At 27.4% G+C, this 14,641-nt stretch carries 13 protein-coding genes and 1 pseudogene; 12 read left to right on the top strand and 2 right to left on the bottom strand.

The window, feature by feature from the left end:
• Positions 1-14: 14 nt before the first annotated feature.
• The 11 genes from HMPREF9127_RS09575 to HMPREF9127_RS06755 all read left to right on the top strand — a co-directional run bounded on the left by HMPREF9127_RS09575 (position 15) and on the right by HMPREF9127_RS06755 (position 9,307).
• Positions 15-173, top strand: a complete 159-nt coding sequence (locus tag HMPREF9127_RS09575; protein ID WP_255261735.1) for a hypothetical protein — start codon at positions 15-17, stop codon at positions 171-173.
• Positions 146-526, top strand: coding sequence for a cysteine hydrolase family protein (locus tag HMPREF9127_RS06800; RefSeq protein WP_009448493.1), 381 nt, complete (start codon positions 146-148; stop codon positions 524-526). The genes HMPREF9127_RS09575 and HMPREF9127_RS06800 overlap by 28 nt, the downstream gene beginning before the upstream one ends.
• A gap of 105 nt (positions 527-631) precedes the next feature.
• Positions 632-2,011, top strand: a complete 1,380-nt coding sequence (locus HMPREF9127_RS06795) for an ATP-binding protein (protein ID WP_009448638.1) — start codon at positions 632-634, stop codon at positions 2,009-2,011.
• Positions 2,012-2,154: 143 nt separating this feature from the next.
• Positions 2,155-2,496, top strand: a complete 342-nt coding sequence (locus HMPREF9127_RS06790; RefSeq protein ID WP_009448547.1) for a histidine triad nucleotide-binding protein — start codon at positions 2,155-2,157, stop codon at positions 2,494-2,496.
• Between the two features lie 147 nt (positions 2,497-2,643).
• Entirely contained in the window at positions 2,644-2,823 is a 180-nt protein-coding gene (gene rpsU, locus HMPREF9127_RS06785) for a 30S ribosomal protein S21 (protein ID WP_004832359.1), read from the top strand.
• 958 nt (positions 2,824-3,781) lie between these two features.
• Positions 3,782-4,900, top strand: a complete 1,119-nt coding sequence (locus tag HMPREF9127_RS06780; RefSeq protein ID WP_009449081.1) for a carbohydrate kinase — start codon at positions 3,782-3,784, stop codon at positions 4,898-4,900.
• Positions 4,872-5,792 carry a pseudouridine-5'-phosphate glycosidase gene (locus HMPREF9127_RS06775; protein ID WP_009448868.1) on the top strand — a complete coding sequence of 307 codons (921 nt, stop codon included), beginning with the start codon at positions 4,872-4,874 and terminating at the stop codon, positions 5,790-5,792. The genes HMPREF9127_RS06780 and HMPREF9127_RS06775 overlap by 29 nt, the downstream gene beginning before the upstream one ends.
• Positions 5,793-5,938: 146 nt before the next feature.
• Positions 5,939-7,498: an ATP-binding cassette domain-containing protein gene (locus HMPREF9127_RS06770; protein WP_009448790.1), complete on the top strand. Its 1,560-nt coding sequence runs from the start codon at positions 5,939-5,941 to the stop codon at positions 7,496-7,498.
• Between the two features lie 36 nt (positions 7,499-7,534).
• Positions 7,535-7,792 (top strand): hypothetical protein, encoded by a 258-nt coding sequence (locus HMPREF9127_RS08505; RefSeq protein ID WP_009449015.1) that lies wholly within the window; start codon positions 7,535-7,537, stop codon positions 7,790-7,792.
• Positions 7,793-7,797: 5 nt separating this feature from the next.
• Entirely contained in the window at positions 7,798-9,000 is a 1,203-nt protein-coding gene (locus HMPREF9127_RS06760; protein ID WP_141557536.1) for an ATP-binding cassette domain-containing protein, read from the top strand.
• Complete coding sequence (locus HMPREF9127_RS06755) at positions 8,987-9,307, top strand: TfoX/Sxy family protein (RefSeq protein WP_009448626.1); 321 nt, start codon at positions 8,987-8,989, stop codon at positions 9,305-9,307. The genes HMPREF9127_RS06760 and HMPREF9127_RS06755 overlap by 14 nt, the downstream gene beginning before the upstream one ends.
• Before the next feature lie 78 nt (positions 9,308-9,385).
• Here the strand turns inward: HMPREF9127_RS06755 and ppdK are convergent.
• Positions 9,386-12,009: pseudogene (gene ppdK, locus HMPREF9127_RS06750) on the bottom strand (pyruvate, phosphate dikinase).
• Positions 12,010-12,022: 13 nt separating this feature from the next.
• Positions 12,023-12,829 carry a pyruvate, water dikinase regulatory protein gene (locus HMPREF9127_RS06745; RefSeq protein ID WP_009448678.1) on the bottom strand — a complete coding sequence of 269 codons (807 nt, stop codon included), beginning with the start codon at positions 12,827-12,829 and terminating at the stop codon, positions 12,023-12,025.
• 214 nt (positions 12,830-13,043) lie between these two features.
• Between HMPREF9127_RS06745 and HMPREF9127_RS06740 the strand changes: the two genes are divergently transcribed.
• The gene (locus HMPREF9127_RS06740) at positions 13,044-14,453 is read left to right on the top strand and encodes a L,D-transpeptidase family protein (RefSeq protein ID WP_255261771.1); all 1,410 of its coding nucleotides are present in this window, start codon (positions 13,044-13,046) and stop codon (positions 14,451-14,453) included.
• Positions 14,454-14,641 lie beyond the last annotated feature (188 nt).

The raw sequence follows: 14,641 nt of genomic DNA, 5'->3' as shown, positions 1-14,641 counted from the left end.
TTTGGAGGCTGGTTATGAAAATATTAGTTGTTATTGATGTTCAAAATGATTTTGTTGATGGTAAGTTGGGAACTCAAGAGGCTATAAATATGATTCCTAAATTAAAGGAAAAATTAAAAACTTTGACGGAGAAATTATTTATACAATGGATACTCACGATGATAATTACTTAAATACACAAGAGGGAAGAAAACTTCCTATAAAACATTGTATTAAAGGAACTGACGCTTGGAAAATCAGAGAAGGTATCTATAAAGAAAACTGTAAAATTTTTGAAAAAGCAGGTTTTGGCTCTAGCGACTTGGTTGAGTATTTAAAAAGCCTAAACGAAAAAGAGCAAATTGAAAGTATAGAATTTGTTGGAATTTGCACAGATATTTGTGTGATTGTAAATACTTTAATGATTAAAGGATTTTTACCTGAAGTTGAATTAATTGTAGATAGTAAATGTTGTGCGGGAGTTACTCCACAAAGTCATAACACAGCATTAGAAGCTATGAAAATGTGTCAAGTTGATATTTTGTAAAAAATAAATTATTTAATTAAGCAAAAAAATGCAACAACACGATATGCAATAATATACTATTGCATATCGTGTTGTTTTATATTATAATTATATTGAGGTGATTTTATGAAATTTATTGGAAGAAAATATGAACTAAAAGAGTTAAATTTAGAATATGAAAATGGAAAATTTGCCTTATCTGTAATATATGGAAGACGAAGAGTTGGAAAAACCTATTTAATTCAAGAATTTATAAAAGACAAAGAGGGCTATTATTTTGTTGCTACTGAATCAAATGAGTTAATAAATCTTAGTTTAATTTCAAAAGCGATATATAAGACTTGTGGAAATTTAGAGGGATTACCTGATTTCAGTAATTTCGAAAGTGCATTAAGATATTTATTTCAATATAGTATAGATAAAAGGATAATTTTTGTTATTGATGAATTTCCTTATTTAGCTGAATCAGCACCATATATTTCATCATTAATACAAAATTTGATAGATGAATATAGAGAAAAAAGTAAATTATTTCTTATACTTTGTGGGTCATCTATGAGTTTTATGGAAGAACAAGTTTTAGGGTACAAGAGTCCTTTGTATGGAAGAAGAACAAGTCAATTTAAAATAAATGCTTTTAATTATTTGGAATCCGGAGAGTTTGTCAATTCATATTCAGATAAAGAAAAATCAATAGTTTTTGGATTAACTAATGGGGTTGCAGAATATTTGACATTTTTTGATGAAAATTTGTCTTTAAAAGAAAATATAATAAATATTTTTTTAAAACCAAATGGTCGTTTGTATGAAGAACCTCTTAATCTATTAAAACAAGAATTAAGACAGCCAAAGTTTTATAATGATATTTTATTTTCTATTTCCGCAGGAGCTAGTAAACTAAATGAAATATCCACAAAATTAAATGTAGTTAGTGGTGGTTTAGCTCATTATCTAAATTCTCTTATAGAGCTTGGAATTATAGAAAAAAAGACGCCTGTACTCAATAGAAAAACAAAAAGACCTATTTATGTTATAAAAGATACTATGTTTCTATTTTGGTATAAATTTGTTCAAACCAACTTAAATATGATAAATATAGGACTGGGAGAAGTTTTATATGAAAGCATAGAAAAAAATTTGAATGATTATATGGGAGATGTTTTTGAAAAAATCTCTATTGAATATTTTGAAGAGAGATTAAAAAAGTCAAAATTTTCATTTATTCCAACTGATTATGGTAATTGGTGGGGAACAGATAGAGAGTTAAAAAAAGAATCTGAAATTGATATGTTAGCTTATGATAATGAAAATGAATTTTTATTTGTTGAAGCTAAGTGGAATAATAGTAAAGTTAAACAAGATGTTTTAGACAATTTGATTAATAAGTCTTATAATTTTAGATATAAAAAAGCTACTTATTGGATTACAAGTTTATCAGGATTTGAAAAATTCACATTTGAAGACAATGTAGAGCTTATTGATATTGGGATGATGTATAAATTATAATTTCTATAAAAAATGGATAATATATGCTTTTGTGAGAGTATTGTTTTATTGTAAAGATATTTGGAATATGTTATAATATACAATAATTAAAATAGAGCTTATCTATTTTGATTTTGATATATTTATTATATGGAGGTGAGATAATGGATTGTATATTTTGCAAAATTGTTAATGGAGAAATTCCATCAAATAAAATTTATGAAGATGATGATATAATTGCATTTAATGATTTATCCCCTCAAGCTCCGATTCATTTTTTAGTAATCCCTAAAAAACATATTGAATCTTGTAATTTCGTAGATAAGGAAAATTCTGAAGTAGTTGGAAAGATATTTTTAAAAATTTCCGAACTTGCAAAGGGAATGGGATTTGATGAATCAGGTTATAGAATTATAAATAATTGTAATGAAGACGGTGGACAAACTGTTAAGCATTTACATTTTCACGTTCTTGCAGGACGTAGTTTAAATTGGCCACCGGGCTAAAATTAAAATTATCTTAAAATTTTTTATAAATTTTATCAATTATACTGAAAAAATATAGTGAATTTACTTGAATTTATATCATTTTTGTTGTATAATATTTATGTTATTTCTCAAGACAGTTTGTCTATATAAGAGAGGGGGGATATCATGGCAGAGATCAGAGTTGGCGAAAACGAATCTTTGGATAATGCGTTGAAAAGATTTAAAAGACAATGTGCACGTGCTGGAGTGCTTTCAGAATATAGAAAAAGAGAACATTACGAAAAGCCAAGTGTAAAGAGAAAGAAAAAATCAGAGGCAGCAAGAAGAAAAAAGAAAAAATTCTAAGCTGTTTAAAATTTAATTTTTTGAATTAACTAAAGTCCTTTATTTTAAGGACTTTTTTTATTACGAAGTAACAAGGTTCTCGGGCACCCGCCCGATGCAAAGCATCGTGGAAGGGTGAGGTTTTTATTATGAAGTAACAAGGTTCTCGGGCACCCACCCGATGCAAAGCATCGTGGAAGGGTGAGGTTCTTATATGTTTTTTAAACGTTATAGAAAATAAAAAAGTTCACGTCATAATACATAGCAAAGAAAATCTCCTAACACGTCATCTCAAGCGCAGTCAATCTAGCCCTAACTTTGTTTACTTTTAAAAAAGTAGTTATGAGATTTCTCCACTCCGGTCGAAATGACGTATAAGGGAGAACACTTTGTTTAATAGCCAGACGTTAAAGGTAAATAAATAATAATAATTTTAATCTTTATATAAATTAAGAACACTCACGTCATAATACTTTGCATAGAGAATCTCCCAACACGTCATCTCGAGCGAAGTCGAGAGATCTCATACTTTTGCTTTAGCAAAAGTAAATGTATCGAAGATACATACAAAAAAATTTATAATTTTTTCTAGAAATACGGTTGTTTGTTATAAGCAAAAATAAGTTTTAAAAAACTTTTCTAAATAGTTAATTTTGTAATAATCAACTAGATAAATCTAATTCTACATAACGGAGCTTTATGAGATCTCCATAGTCATTGTATTAGATAAGACTACAATGACTATGTTAGACCTACTATTGATTATTTACAAGTAAATAATCAAAGTTAGGGCTAGATTAGTTTCGCTTTGCTCAACTCCGGTCGAGATGACGTATAAGGGAGAAAACTTTATTTAATATTCTGACGTTAAAAGTAAATATCCTAACAACTTATTTTTCATTTATTATTTTATTTAAAAATATTGATTTTTATATAAACATTTGATATAATATAATAAACTGTTGTTTAAGGAGGTATTATGACAAAAAGAGAGCAAGAACTTTTAGAAATAATAAAAGAAAATCCTTATATTTCTCAAAATGAACTAGCTGATTTACTTAATATAAAGAGATCGTCTGTTGCAGTTCATATTTCAAATTTGATTAAAAAAGGATATTTGGTCGGAAGAGCCTATGTGATTAATTCTAATTTATCAAAAGAAGTTTGTGTAATTGGTGGATGTAATATTGATTTTATTGCAAAAAGTTTTGAAAAAATAAATATGAAAGATTCCAATCCGGGAACTTTGGAATATTCTTTTGGAGGAGTTGCAAAAAATATTGCTGAAAATTTACTTAAAATGGGAATAGATAATAAATTTATTTCTGTATTTGGTGATGATGTCTATTCAAGAGAAATTAAAGATTATTTGAAAAAAATTGGGCTGGATTTTTCAAACAGTAAATTTTTAACAAATAGAGGGATGTCAAATTATATTTCTATTTTGGATGAAAATAATGATTTATTTACTGCCATTTCTTCAATGGAAGTTTTGGATGAAATCAATATTGAATTTATCTCTAAACTTATTGATTTAATTAAGAGTTATAAATATATAGTTATGGATACAAATTTAAGAGAAGATGTGCTTGAATACATCTGTAAAAATTGCCCTAATTCAAAGATAATTGTAGATTGTGTTTCTAGAAAAAAGGCTTTAAAAATTAAGAAATTATTAAAGTACATCTATCTTTTAAAACCGAATATTTATGAAGCAGAAGAATTAACTGACATTCCTTATGAAAATGAAAGTGATTTAGAAAAGATTGTGAATGTATTTTTAGAAAAAGGTGTTAAAAAAGTTTTTATTTCTATGGGCGAAAAGGGAATTTTATATGCCGATAAAAATGAAAATGGAATAGTAAGGATAAACGAAAAACCAAAGATTGAAAATACTTCAGGTTGTGGTGATGCTGCAATGAGTGGAATAATTTTTGGTGTTGTTAATGAAAAAGATATTCTAGAATGTGCAAAACTTGGAAATGTTGCAGGATTTATAACTGCACAATCTATGGATACAGTAAGTAAAAATATAAGTGAAAAAAATCTATTAAATTTTGGAGGAAGTTATGAAATTAGAAAAATATTTAACAGTTAGTGAAGAAGTAAAAAATGCAATTAAAGAAAATAAACCGGTTGTAGCTTTGGAATCAACAATAATATCACATGGTATGCCTTATCCTAAAAATGTTGAAACAGCTCTTGAAGTTGAAAAAGTTGTTAGAGAAAATGGAGCAATTCCTGCTACAATAGCTATTATAAATGGAGAAATTAAAGTTGGGCTAACAAAAGAAGAAATTGAAGTAATCGGGAAAGCCGGACTTAGTGTAACAAAAACTTCAAGAAGAGATTTAGCTTATGTTGTTGCTAATAAATTAAATGGAGCAACAACTGTTGCTGCAACAATGATTTGTGCAGAAATGGCAGGAATTAAAGTTTTTGCAACTGGTGGAATCGGTGGAGTTCACAGAGGAGCAGAAACTACTATGGACATTTCAGCAGACCTTGAAGAATTAGGAAATACAAATGTTGCTGTTATTTGTGCAGGTTGTAAATCAATTTTAGATATGGGACTTACTTTAGAATATTTAGAAACAAAGGGAGTTCCTGTTTATGGATACCAGACAAATATATTACCTGCATTTTACACAAGAGAAAGTGATTTTAAAGTTAGTAAAATAAATTCAGAAGAAGAAATTGCAAGAGTTTTAAAAGCTAAATGGGATTTAGAACTAAATGGTGGAGTTGTAATTGCAAATCCTATTCCGGAAGAATATTCAATGGATAGACAATTAATTGACAAGACAATTTTAGATGCTTTAAAAGAAGCGGACGAAAATGGAATAAAAGGAAAAGACACAACACCTTTCCTACTTGATAAAGTTCAAAAACTTACACATGGAAAGAGCCTTGAAGCTAACATCAGATTAGTATTCAATAACGCAAAACTTGCAAGTAAAATAGCAATAGAATATTCAAAATTAGCATAAAAAGTCGGGAAATCCCGACTTTTTTTATGAATTTATGCCTTAAAATTTACTATTTTGAAAAAGTTTTTTAGTATGATATAATAAAAGTGAAATTATGATTTAGTATTGAAATATCATAATAAAATGTTGAAATTAGGAGTAAAGCGATGATAAAAAGTAAGTATAAAAAGAATATTCATAAAATAATTATATTATTTATATCTGGAATTATTGTCGGAAGTTTCAGCATTTTTCCTATGGTATTAATTCAAAAAGTTATAGATTCTTTGACTACTGGTTATACAGTCGAGTTTTTTAAATATATTATATTGTATTCACTTATATATATTTTAATTGATTTATTTAAGATAATTCTTATAAATTTTGGGTCAAAGTTTGAATTGAATCTAAATAGAGATATAAAAGATGAAATTATTGAAAGTATTCTCAATACAAAAATTGATTTGCTTGAAAAAATTGGGGGAAGTAATGTTTTTAATTCTATAATTGATGATTTAAAATCACTTGATGATAAAATTATTCCTTTAGTTTTTGGATTAGGTTTCTCAATATCAAGTTTTATTATAGGTGCAATTATAATAATAAAATATGATTATATTATGTTAATATCAATGTTGCTTATTTCTTCTGTATCAATGATTCTTATTCAAAAAATTTTAAATAGTTCGGAAATTGCTTCCGAAAGGAGTCAAATTCAGAGATTAAATGTTATAAATAAATTATTTGATATTATCGTTGGTGCAAGAGATATAAAATTATTTAATAAAGAAAAATTTTTTAGTAAGGATTTTACTTCTGAAAATAGCAAATTAAATAAATTGGATAAAAAAATTGTAAATATAAAAAATATTTCTCAAACACTTGTAAGATTGTTGTTTAATCTAATTATGGCTATTTTGATTCTTATCGGAGGAATTCGTGTCAGTCAAAATAATTTGTCCATTGGTGCGTTGATTGCAATAATTTTATATGCATCTATGATTACTGACCCGATATTTAATATAATAGAAAATCAAAAAGAAATTTCAGCATTTAAAAACTCTGTTAAGAGAATAGACAATACTTTTGAAATGCTTGAAAGAGAAAATATTGATTTACAGAAAAACTTTAATGTTATTGAATTTAAAGATGTATCATTGAACTATGGTGATAATCAAATTTTAAGTGAATTTAATTTTATTATTAATAAAAATGATAAAGTTAAGATTAATGGAAGAACCGGTTCTGGAAAATCATCATTAGCAAAATTGATTACAAATTTGTATAAGCCTACTTCAGGAAATATCTTAATTGATGGAAAGAAAAATAAAACAATATCTTTATCGGCAGTTTTTCAAGAAAATAAATTATTTAATATGTCAATCATAGATAATATTACTTTCAAATCGAATATTGAAAAAGAAAAATTGAAACAAATAATAAAGATATGTAGATTAGAAGAAGTTATTGAAAAATATTCAGATAATAGCATCGGATTTGATAGTAGCACCTTATCAGGTGGAGAAAAAACAAGATTACTTTTAGCCAGAGCATTGTATAAGGATTGTGAATTATATATTTTTGATGAAATAAGTACAGGACTTGATGAATCTCTTTTTTATGAAATATTTGACGATGTTATGAAATTTTTGCAGTCAAAAACAATAATAGTTATAGATCATAAATATATAGATGAAAAATACTTTACAAAAAGTATTTTTATATAATAAATAGTAACTAAAAAATTTAGCTTGAGGTGATATATGTATAGACTTATTAAATTTGTGGATAAAAAATTAATTTATAAAAGAGCCTTTATTAAACTTGCAGTTAAATCTATGTTTATAATTTCTCCTTTTTTATCTCAAAAATTTATTGATTCCATAATCGGAAAAGATAAAAGTAATATGATTTTATTTGCTATTTTAAATGTTTTCGCTTATATTTTTTCTCAAATTATTTTTATTTTGATGATATATCATTGGGAGTTTGTGAAACAAATTCGTATAAAAATATATTAAATACTGTGTATAAAAATATTTTATGTTTTGATGAAAAGAAGAGCAAGTTAGAAAGCAGTAATATTTATCATAATTTAGGACAGAACTATGAATTAATAAATAAGTTTATATTTGAAAATCCTATTTTGTGTATTGTAAATTTTGTCTATTTGGTTGCACTTTTGATTATGATGTTTAGATACTCAGTTCTTATTTCTTTAATAGTTATGATATTAATTCCAATTTTTATTTTATTAACTAAAAAATATGAACATAGATTTGAAATCTTAACAGGTAATTGGATTAATACTATTGAAAAATGTAAGAAATATTTATCAGATGCATATAAATTCAGATTTTTAATTAGGGAAAATAATAACAAATTCAAAAAAATTGACTCTATTACAAGAGAATATAATTATTATTCAAAGAAAAAATATAGATTTGAAAGCTTTTTTAATAATATTTTGTCTTATTCTTGTCTTAATTTTATGATTTTAGTTGTAAATATTATTTCAGGAATTGAAGTTTACAGGGGAAAGTTAAGTATTGGAGCATTTTTTGCTCTTAGTTTATATGTTTCTCACTTCTGGACGCCTGTTGAATTTTATGTAGATTTTTATAAAGAATATATGTCTAAAAAGACAATAATAAATAATTTTTATGAGTTTTTAAATGTAAAAAAATTAGATGAAAATAATGATAGTATTGATAGTTTGGAACTTAAAGAGTATTCCCTTTTTGGAATAACAAAAGTAAATGAAAAATTTGAAAAGGGAAATGTTTATTTGATTTTAGGAGAAAACGGCTCCGGAAAAACAACATTATTTACAAATATTTTAGGAATAACAGAAAGATATAGTGGTGAAATATTGATAAATGATTCAATTAGAAAAAACGAATACTATAATAATATTTTCTTTTTAAATAGTGAGGTTTTAGACAGTGAATTTTTTATAGATGAAGATTTAACAAAAAAATCTATGGGGCAGAAAAAACTATATTATCTGAATTGTTTAAATGGAATAGATGCTGATGTTTATTTAGTAGATGAACCTACTAATTATTTGCAAGAAGATAAAAAGCAAATTGTTTTTGAAATTTTAAATAACTTAAAAGATAAGAATAAAATTGTTTTAGTTGCAACACATGATGAGTTTTTAATTAAACAAGAAAATTTTAAAAAATTTATATATAATTTTTTAGGAGGTTATTATGGCATCAAGTAAAGAATATTTAGAATATATTTTGGAACAGTTATCTGAACTTGAAGATATAAAATATAGGGCTATGATGGGAGAGTATATTATCTATTATAAAGAAAAAGTTATAGGTGGAATATATGATGACAGATTTTTAGTAAAAGCTACAAAGAAAGCTATTGACTATGTTTCTGAGGTACAATTTCAATTGCCATACGAGGGAGCAAAGGAAATGCTTTTGGTTGATAATGTGGAAGATAAAATGTATCTAAAAGGTTTATTTGATGTAATGTATGATGAATTACCTTTCCCAAAAGTTAAGAAGAAAAAATAAAAAGTAAAAATTTTGTTATAAATTAAAATGGATAGCATTTCGCTATCCATTATTTTTTATATTTCTTCTAGTTAAAGTTTATTTACTTTGTTTTATTTTTGCTTGTGCTGCTGCAAGTCTTGCGATTGGCACTCTGAAAGGAGAACATGATACATAGTCGATTCCTACAGAATTTAAGAATTCAATTGTATCAGGATCGCCACCGTGTTCACCACAAATTCCTACATGAAGATGAGGGTTTGTTTCTCTTCCAAGTTTGAAAGACATTTTTACTAATTTACCAACGCCTTTTTGATCCAATTTTGCAAATGGATTAAAGTCGAATATTTTTTATTTTCATATTCATTTAAGAATTTTCCAGCATCATCTCTTGAAAAACCAAAAGTCATTTGTGTTAAGTCGTTTGTACCATAACTAAAGAATTCAGCTTCTGTTGCGATTTCATCAGCAAGTAGGGCAGCTCTAGGAATTTCAATCATTGTTCCAATTTTGTACTTAATGTTTTCGTTCAATTCTTTTAGAGTCATTTCGATTTCTTCAACGATTTCTCTTTTTACATATTTTAATTCTTCAAGTTCTCCAACTAATGGAATCATTATTTCAGGAGTAATTGAGATATTCAAATCTTTTTGTGCTTTTATTGCAGCATTTATTATAGCTTTTGCTTGCATTCTATATATTTCAGGATAAGTAACTGCAAGACGACAACCTCTGTGTCCAAGCATTGGATTTACTTCTTCCAAATCTGTAATTACATCTCTTAGATGACCTTCGTCGATATTCATTTCCTTTGCTAAGTTTTTAATATCTTCGTCTTCATAAGGTAAGAATTCATGTAGAGGTGGATCAAGTAATCTGATTGTTACTGATTTTTCTTTTAATACAGAGTAGATATCATAGAAATCTTTTTCTTGCATTGGTCTAATTTTTTCTAATGCTTCAACTCTTTGTTCAGTATTTTCTGAAAGAATCATTTGTCTTACAACAGGAATTCTATCTTTGTCAAAGAACATATGTTCAGTTCTACAAAGTCCAATTCCTTCAGCTCCAAATTCAACAGCTTGTTTTGCATCTCTAGGGTTATCAGCATTTGCTCTAACTCCTAAAACTTTTATTTCATTTACCCAATCCATAAAGATTTTAAAGTTTCCAGTTAATTGTGGATTTAATTTTTCAATTTCGCCTTTGTAAATAATTCCTGTTGTTCCGTCAAGAGAAATTACATCTCCTTCTTTGATAACTTCGTTTTGAGTTTTTATAACTTTTTCGATTTCATCAACTTTGATTTCACTTGCTCCTGCGATACAACATTTACCCATACCTCTTGCAACTACGGCAGCGTGTGAAGTCATACCGCCTCTTGCAGTTAAGATACCTTCAGCTTCAATCATTCCTTCGATATCTTCCGGTGAAGTTTCTTGACGAACTAAGATTACTTTTTCTCCTGATTTTACTGCATCAACTATATCTTTTGAGTGGAAATAAACTTTACCACTTGCAGCTCCCGGAGAAGCGGCTAAACCTTTTGATAAAATAGGAGTATTTTTCATCATTTCAGCATTGAAGATAGGGTGAAGAAGTTGGTCTAAACTCTTTGGTTCAACTCTTAAAATAGCTTCTTCTTTTGAAATTAATCCTTCATTAACTAAATCTACTGCTACATTTATTGCGGCATCTGTAGTTCTTTTTCCGTTTCTTGTTTGTAATAAGTATAATTTACCTTTTTCAATTGTAAATTCCAGGTCTTGCATATCTTTATAATGTTTTTCTAAAACTTTTGCAATTCTTAAGAATTCATCATAAACTTCAGGCATAATTTCTTTTAACTTTTCAATTGATTCCGGAGTTCTAATACCTGCAACAACGTCTTCGCCTTGTGCATTCATTAAAAATTCTCCGAATAATTTATTTTCTCCTGTACTTGGATTACGAGAGAAAGCTACACCGGTACCACTTGTGTTACCCATATTACCAAATACCATTGCTTGAACATTTACAGCAGTTCCTAGTGAATCGTCAATACCGTTTAATTTTCTATAAACGATAGCTCTAGGATTCATCCAAGATTTGAAAACTGCTTTAATAGCTATGATTAATTGTTCGATTGGGTCTTGTGGAAATTCTTTGCCTGTTTCTTCTTTAAAAATTTTCTTAAATTTTTCAACTAAAATTTTTAAATCTTCAGCAGTTAATTCTGTATCCAACTTTACATTTTTTTCTTCTTTAATTCTGTCAAGTTCATTTTCGAAGTAAATTTTTGGGATTTCCATAGCAACGTCGCTGAACATTTGGATAAATCTTCTGTAACTATCAAATGCAAATCTTTCATTATTTGTAGAATTTGCAAGACCGATAACTGATTTATCGTTAAGACCTAAGTTAAGAATAGTATCCATCATACCAGGCATTGATATAACGGCACCACTTCTTACAGAAAATAATAGAGGATTTTCTGTACTTGAAAAACTTTTTTGTAGCTTGCTTTCACAGTCTTTAATATGAGTTTTAATTTCTTCAATTAGACTTTCAGAAATTTTTTCGTCATTTTTGTAAAAATTATTACAAGCTTCAGTAGTAATAGTAAAACCAAAAGGAACATTTAGTCCAATGTTAGTCATTTCGGCAAGGTTAGCGCCTTTGCCACCCAATAAAGCTCTCATGTCTTTATTGCCTTCATCAAAATTGTAAACAAATTTGCTCATTTTTTTCCTCCAATTACTTATTAATTTTTAACAGATGTTTTAAGATAATGTCAGCTGTTTCTTCGATAGCTTTTGCTGATACATCTATTACGGGACAGCCTATTTTTTTCATTATTCGGCTAGAATATTCAAGTTCTTCAAGTATTCTATTTGAATTTGAATAAATACTATTATCAGGAAGACCTAAAGATTTTAGTCTTTCCTTTCTTATGCTTTCTAACTTTTCCGGAGAGTTTGTTAAGCCTATAATTTTTTTAGGCGAAACTTTAAATAATTCTTCCGGTACCGGTGTTTCAGGTACTAGTGGAATATTTGCAACTCTAATATTTTTGTTTGCAAGATACATTGACAACGGTGTTTTAGATGTACGAGAAATTCCTATTATTACAAGGTCAGCAATTAAAACTCCTCTCGGATCTTTTCCGTCATCGTAACGAACGGCAAACTCTATAGAGTCAATTCTTTTAAAATATTCTTCATTAAGTTTTCTAAGAGCGCCGGGTGTATTTCCGGGAGCCATATTACTCACTCTTTGAATTGCTAAAATAGATGCAGAAAGTAAATCTACATTAGTTATAGAATGTAGTTCTGAAAACTTTTTAACATAATCCAAAAGTGGAGCATCAACTAAAGAATAAAACAAAATTGAATTCTCAGTATCTTTACATTTGTTTAGTATCTCTGAAAGGTCTGAAAACTCTCTTATATGAGAGAATCTTTCAAAAGTGTACTCAATGTTGTTGAACTGAGCGAGAGCGGCACGTGCAAGTTGTTCCGCAGTTTCTCCGGTAGAGTCGGAAATTAAAAAAATGTTAAGCATTTATCTTCCTCCTTACTAAATATATTATAAACTTTTAATTAAGGAAATACAAGTTTTTAAAAATTTTACTTTTAAAATTAAATATGATAAAATTAGATGATAATATTAATTGATTATTCTTTTGATATATTAAAATAAGTAAATAAAATGATTATAATACTTAAAATTATGGTATATATTAAATTATTATTAATATATTCTCATAAGAATGGAGGTGTATTTTTTGATTAAAATTAGCAAAAAATCAGATTCAGGGAAAAAATTATTTAAAAAAATAGGAATATTTTTGGGTGCATTGATTTTATCAATTTATTTATTGGGAGTTATTATATTTTCTTTTATAGCTTTACCTAATACTAAAGTAAATGGAAATGATGTAAGCTTTGTAATGATAGATGATGTTTTCAATAAGGATTGGACAGATGTTTCTATTAAGTTAAATCGTGCTGATGGAAAAAGTGATTTTTTTAAACCTGAAAAGATTAATTATAATGAAGAATATTTAGCTGACAAGAAAATTTTACAAAATCAATTTACTTGGCCTATAGCGTTTTTTACAAGTCGTGATTTTAAATTAGAAGTAAATATAAGTTATGACAATGATAAATTTGAAGAATTTTTCAAAAATACTTTAATTTTAAAAGGTCTTAAACATCCGGAAGATGCGAAGATTATTTATAAAGACGGTAAGTATCAAATTCAAAGCGAAATTTCCGGAACTTATACAACCAAGGAAAAATTAAAAGAAGCTATTTTAATTGCTTTATCTGAAAGAAAAGAAAGTATTGATTTAAGTACAATTTCAGAGCAACCAAAGTTGAAAAAAGATGATCCGTCATTACAAGATGCTCTTTCAAAGTATGAAAAAATTTCGAAATTAAAGTATGAATTTAATATCGGTTCAAATAAAGAAGTGTTAGACGGGGAAATTTTGGCAAATATTTTTACCTTTGTTGATGGTGAATTAAAGCCGGATGAACAAAAGGCAAGAGATTATGTTAGAAGACTTGCTATAAAATATGATACTTTTGGAATGGATAGAAAATTCCAAACTACCGGAAAAGGAGAGGTTGTTGTTCCCGGTAAAGATGGAATATATGGATGGCAAATTGATGTTAATAAGACAAAAGATCTTTTAGTAGAAAAACTGTTAAAATATGAATCTGATTCTATCGAACCTGTTTTCATACACAAGGGATTATACTACGATAAAGAGGATGATATAGGTAATACCTATATTGAAATAGACTTAACCAGACAACATATGTGGTTTTACAAAGATGGAAAGCTTCTTTTAGAGACGGATGTTGTTACCGGAGATGTAAGTAAAAAGGTTGAAACCCAAATAGGAGTTATGAAAGTTTGGAGTAGAGAAAAAGATAGAAATCTTAAAGGATTATCTCCGCAAGGATATGATTATGTTGCTCATGTTGACTATTGGATGCCGATAAATTGGAAAGGTGTAGGGATTCACGATGCAACTTGGAGAAATGGAAAATTTGGTGGAAACATATACAAAACATCAGGAAGCTATGGTTGTATAAATACTCCACTTGATAAAGTAAAACAAATTTACGATAATGTTCAAATCAACACTCCGGTTATCGTATATAAAAGTAAATAAAAAATAAATTAAGTTTAGTAATTAAGGCTGATTTTTATGTCTTATTTGCTAAACTTTTTTTGTTTAAAATTGGATATAAAAAATACATATTACAGTATTAAGCAAAGCAAATCTCCTAACATGTCATTTCGACCGAAGTGAAACGGAGTGGAGAAATTTCATTGTGAAATAACGAAAGGTATGATGGA

This window comes from Parvimonas sp. oral taxon 393 str. F0440 (genome assembly GCA_000223315.2).
GTDB lineage: Bacteria > Bacillota > Clostridia > Tissierellales > Peptoniphilaceae > Parvimonas.
The sequence above is the reverse complement of the archived record's forward strand: the minus strand, read 5'-3'. Positions and strand labels throughout refer to the sequence as shown.

What these genes read in the sequence shown, in the direction of transcription:
- HMPREF9127_RS09575 (WP_255261735.1), top strand. Translation starts at nt 15, where the DNA reads ATGAAAATATTAGTTGTTATTGATGTTCAAAATGATTTTGTTGATGGT.
- rpsU (WP_004832359.1), top strand. Translation starts at nt 2,644, where the DNA reads ATGGCAGAGATCAGAGTTGGCGAAAACGAATCTTTGGATAATGCGTTG.
- HMPREF9127_RS06800 (WP_009448493.1), top strand. Translation starts at nt 146, where the DNA reads ATGGATACTCACGATGATAATTACTTAAATACACAAGAGGGAAGAAAA.
- HMPREF9127_RS06795 (WP_009448638.1), top strand. Translation starts at nt 632, where the DNA reads ATGAAATTTATTGGAAGAAAATATGAACTAAAAGAGTTAAATTTAGAA.
- HMPREF9127_RS06775 (WP_009448868.1), top strand. Translation starts at nt 4,872, where the DNA reads ATGAAATTAGAAAAATATTTAACAGTTAGTGAAGAAGTAAAAAATGCA.
- HMPREF9127_RS08505 (WP_009449015.1), top strand. Translation starts at nt 7,535, where the DNA reads ATGTATAGACTTATTAAATTTGTGGATAAAAAATTAATTTATAAAAGA.
- HMPREF9127_RS06770 (WP_009448790.1), top strand. Translation starts at nt 5,939, where the DNA reads ATGATAAAAAGTAAGTATAAAAAGAATATTCATAAAATAATTATATTA.
- HMPREF9127_RS06745 (WP_009448678.1), bottom strand. Translation starts at nt 12,829, where the DNA reads ATGCTTAACATTTTTTTAATTTCCGACTCTACCGGAGAAACTGCGGAA.
- HMPREF9127_RS06780 (WP_009449081.1), top strand. Translation starts at nt 3,782, where the DNA reads ATGACAAAAAGAGAGCAAGAACTTTTAGAAATAATAAAAGAAAATCCT.
- HMPREF9127_RS06755 (WP_009448626.1), top strand. Translation starts at nt 8,987, where the DNA reads ATGGCATCAAGTAAAGAATATTTAGAATATATTTTGGAACAGTTATCT.
- HMPREF9127_RS06790 (WP_009448547.1), top strand. Translation starts at nt 2,155, where the DNA reads ATGGATTGTATATTTTGCAAAATTGTTAATGGAGAAATTCCATCAAAT.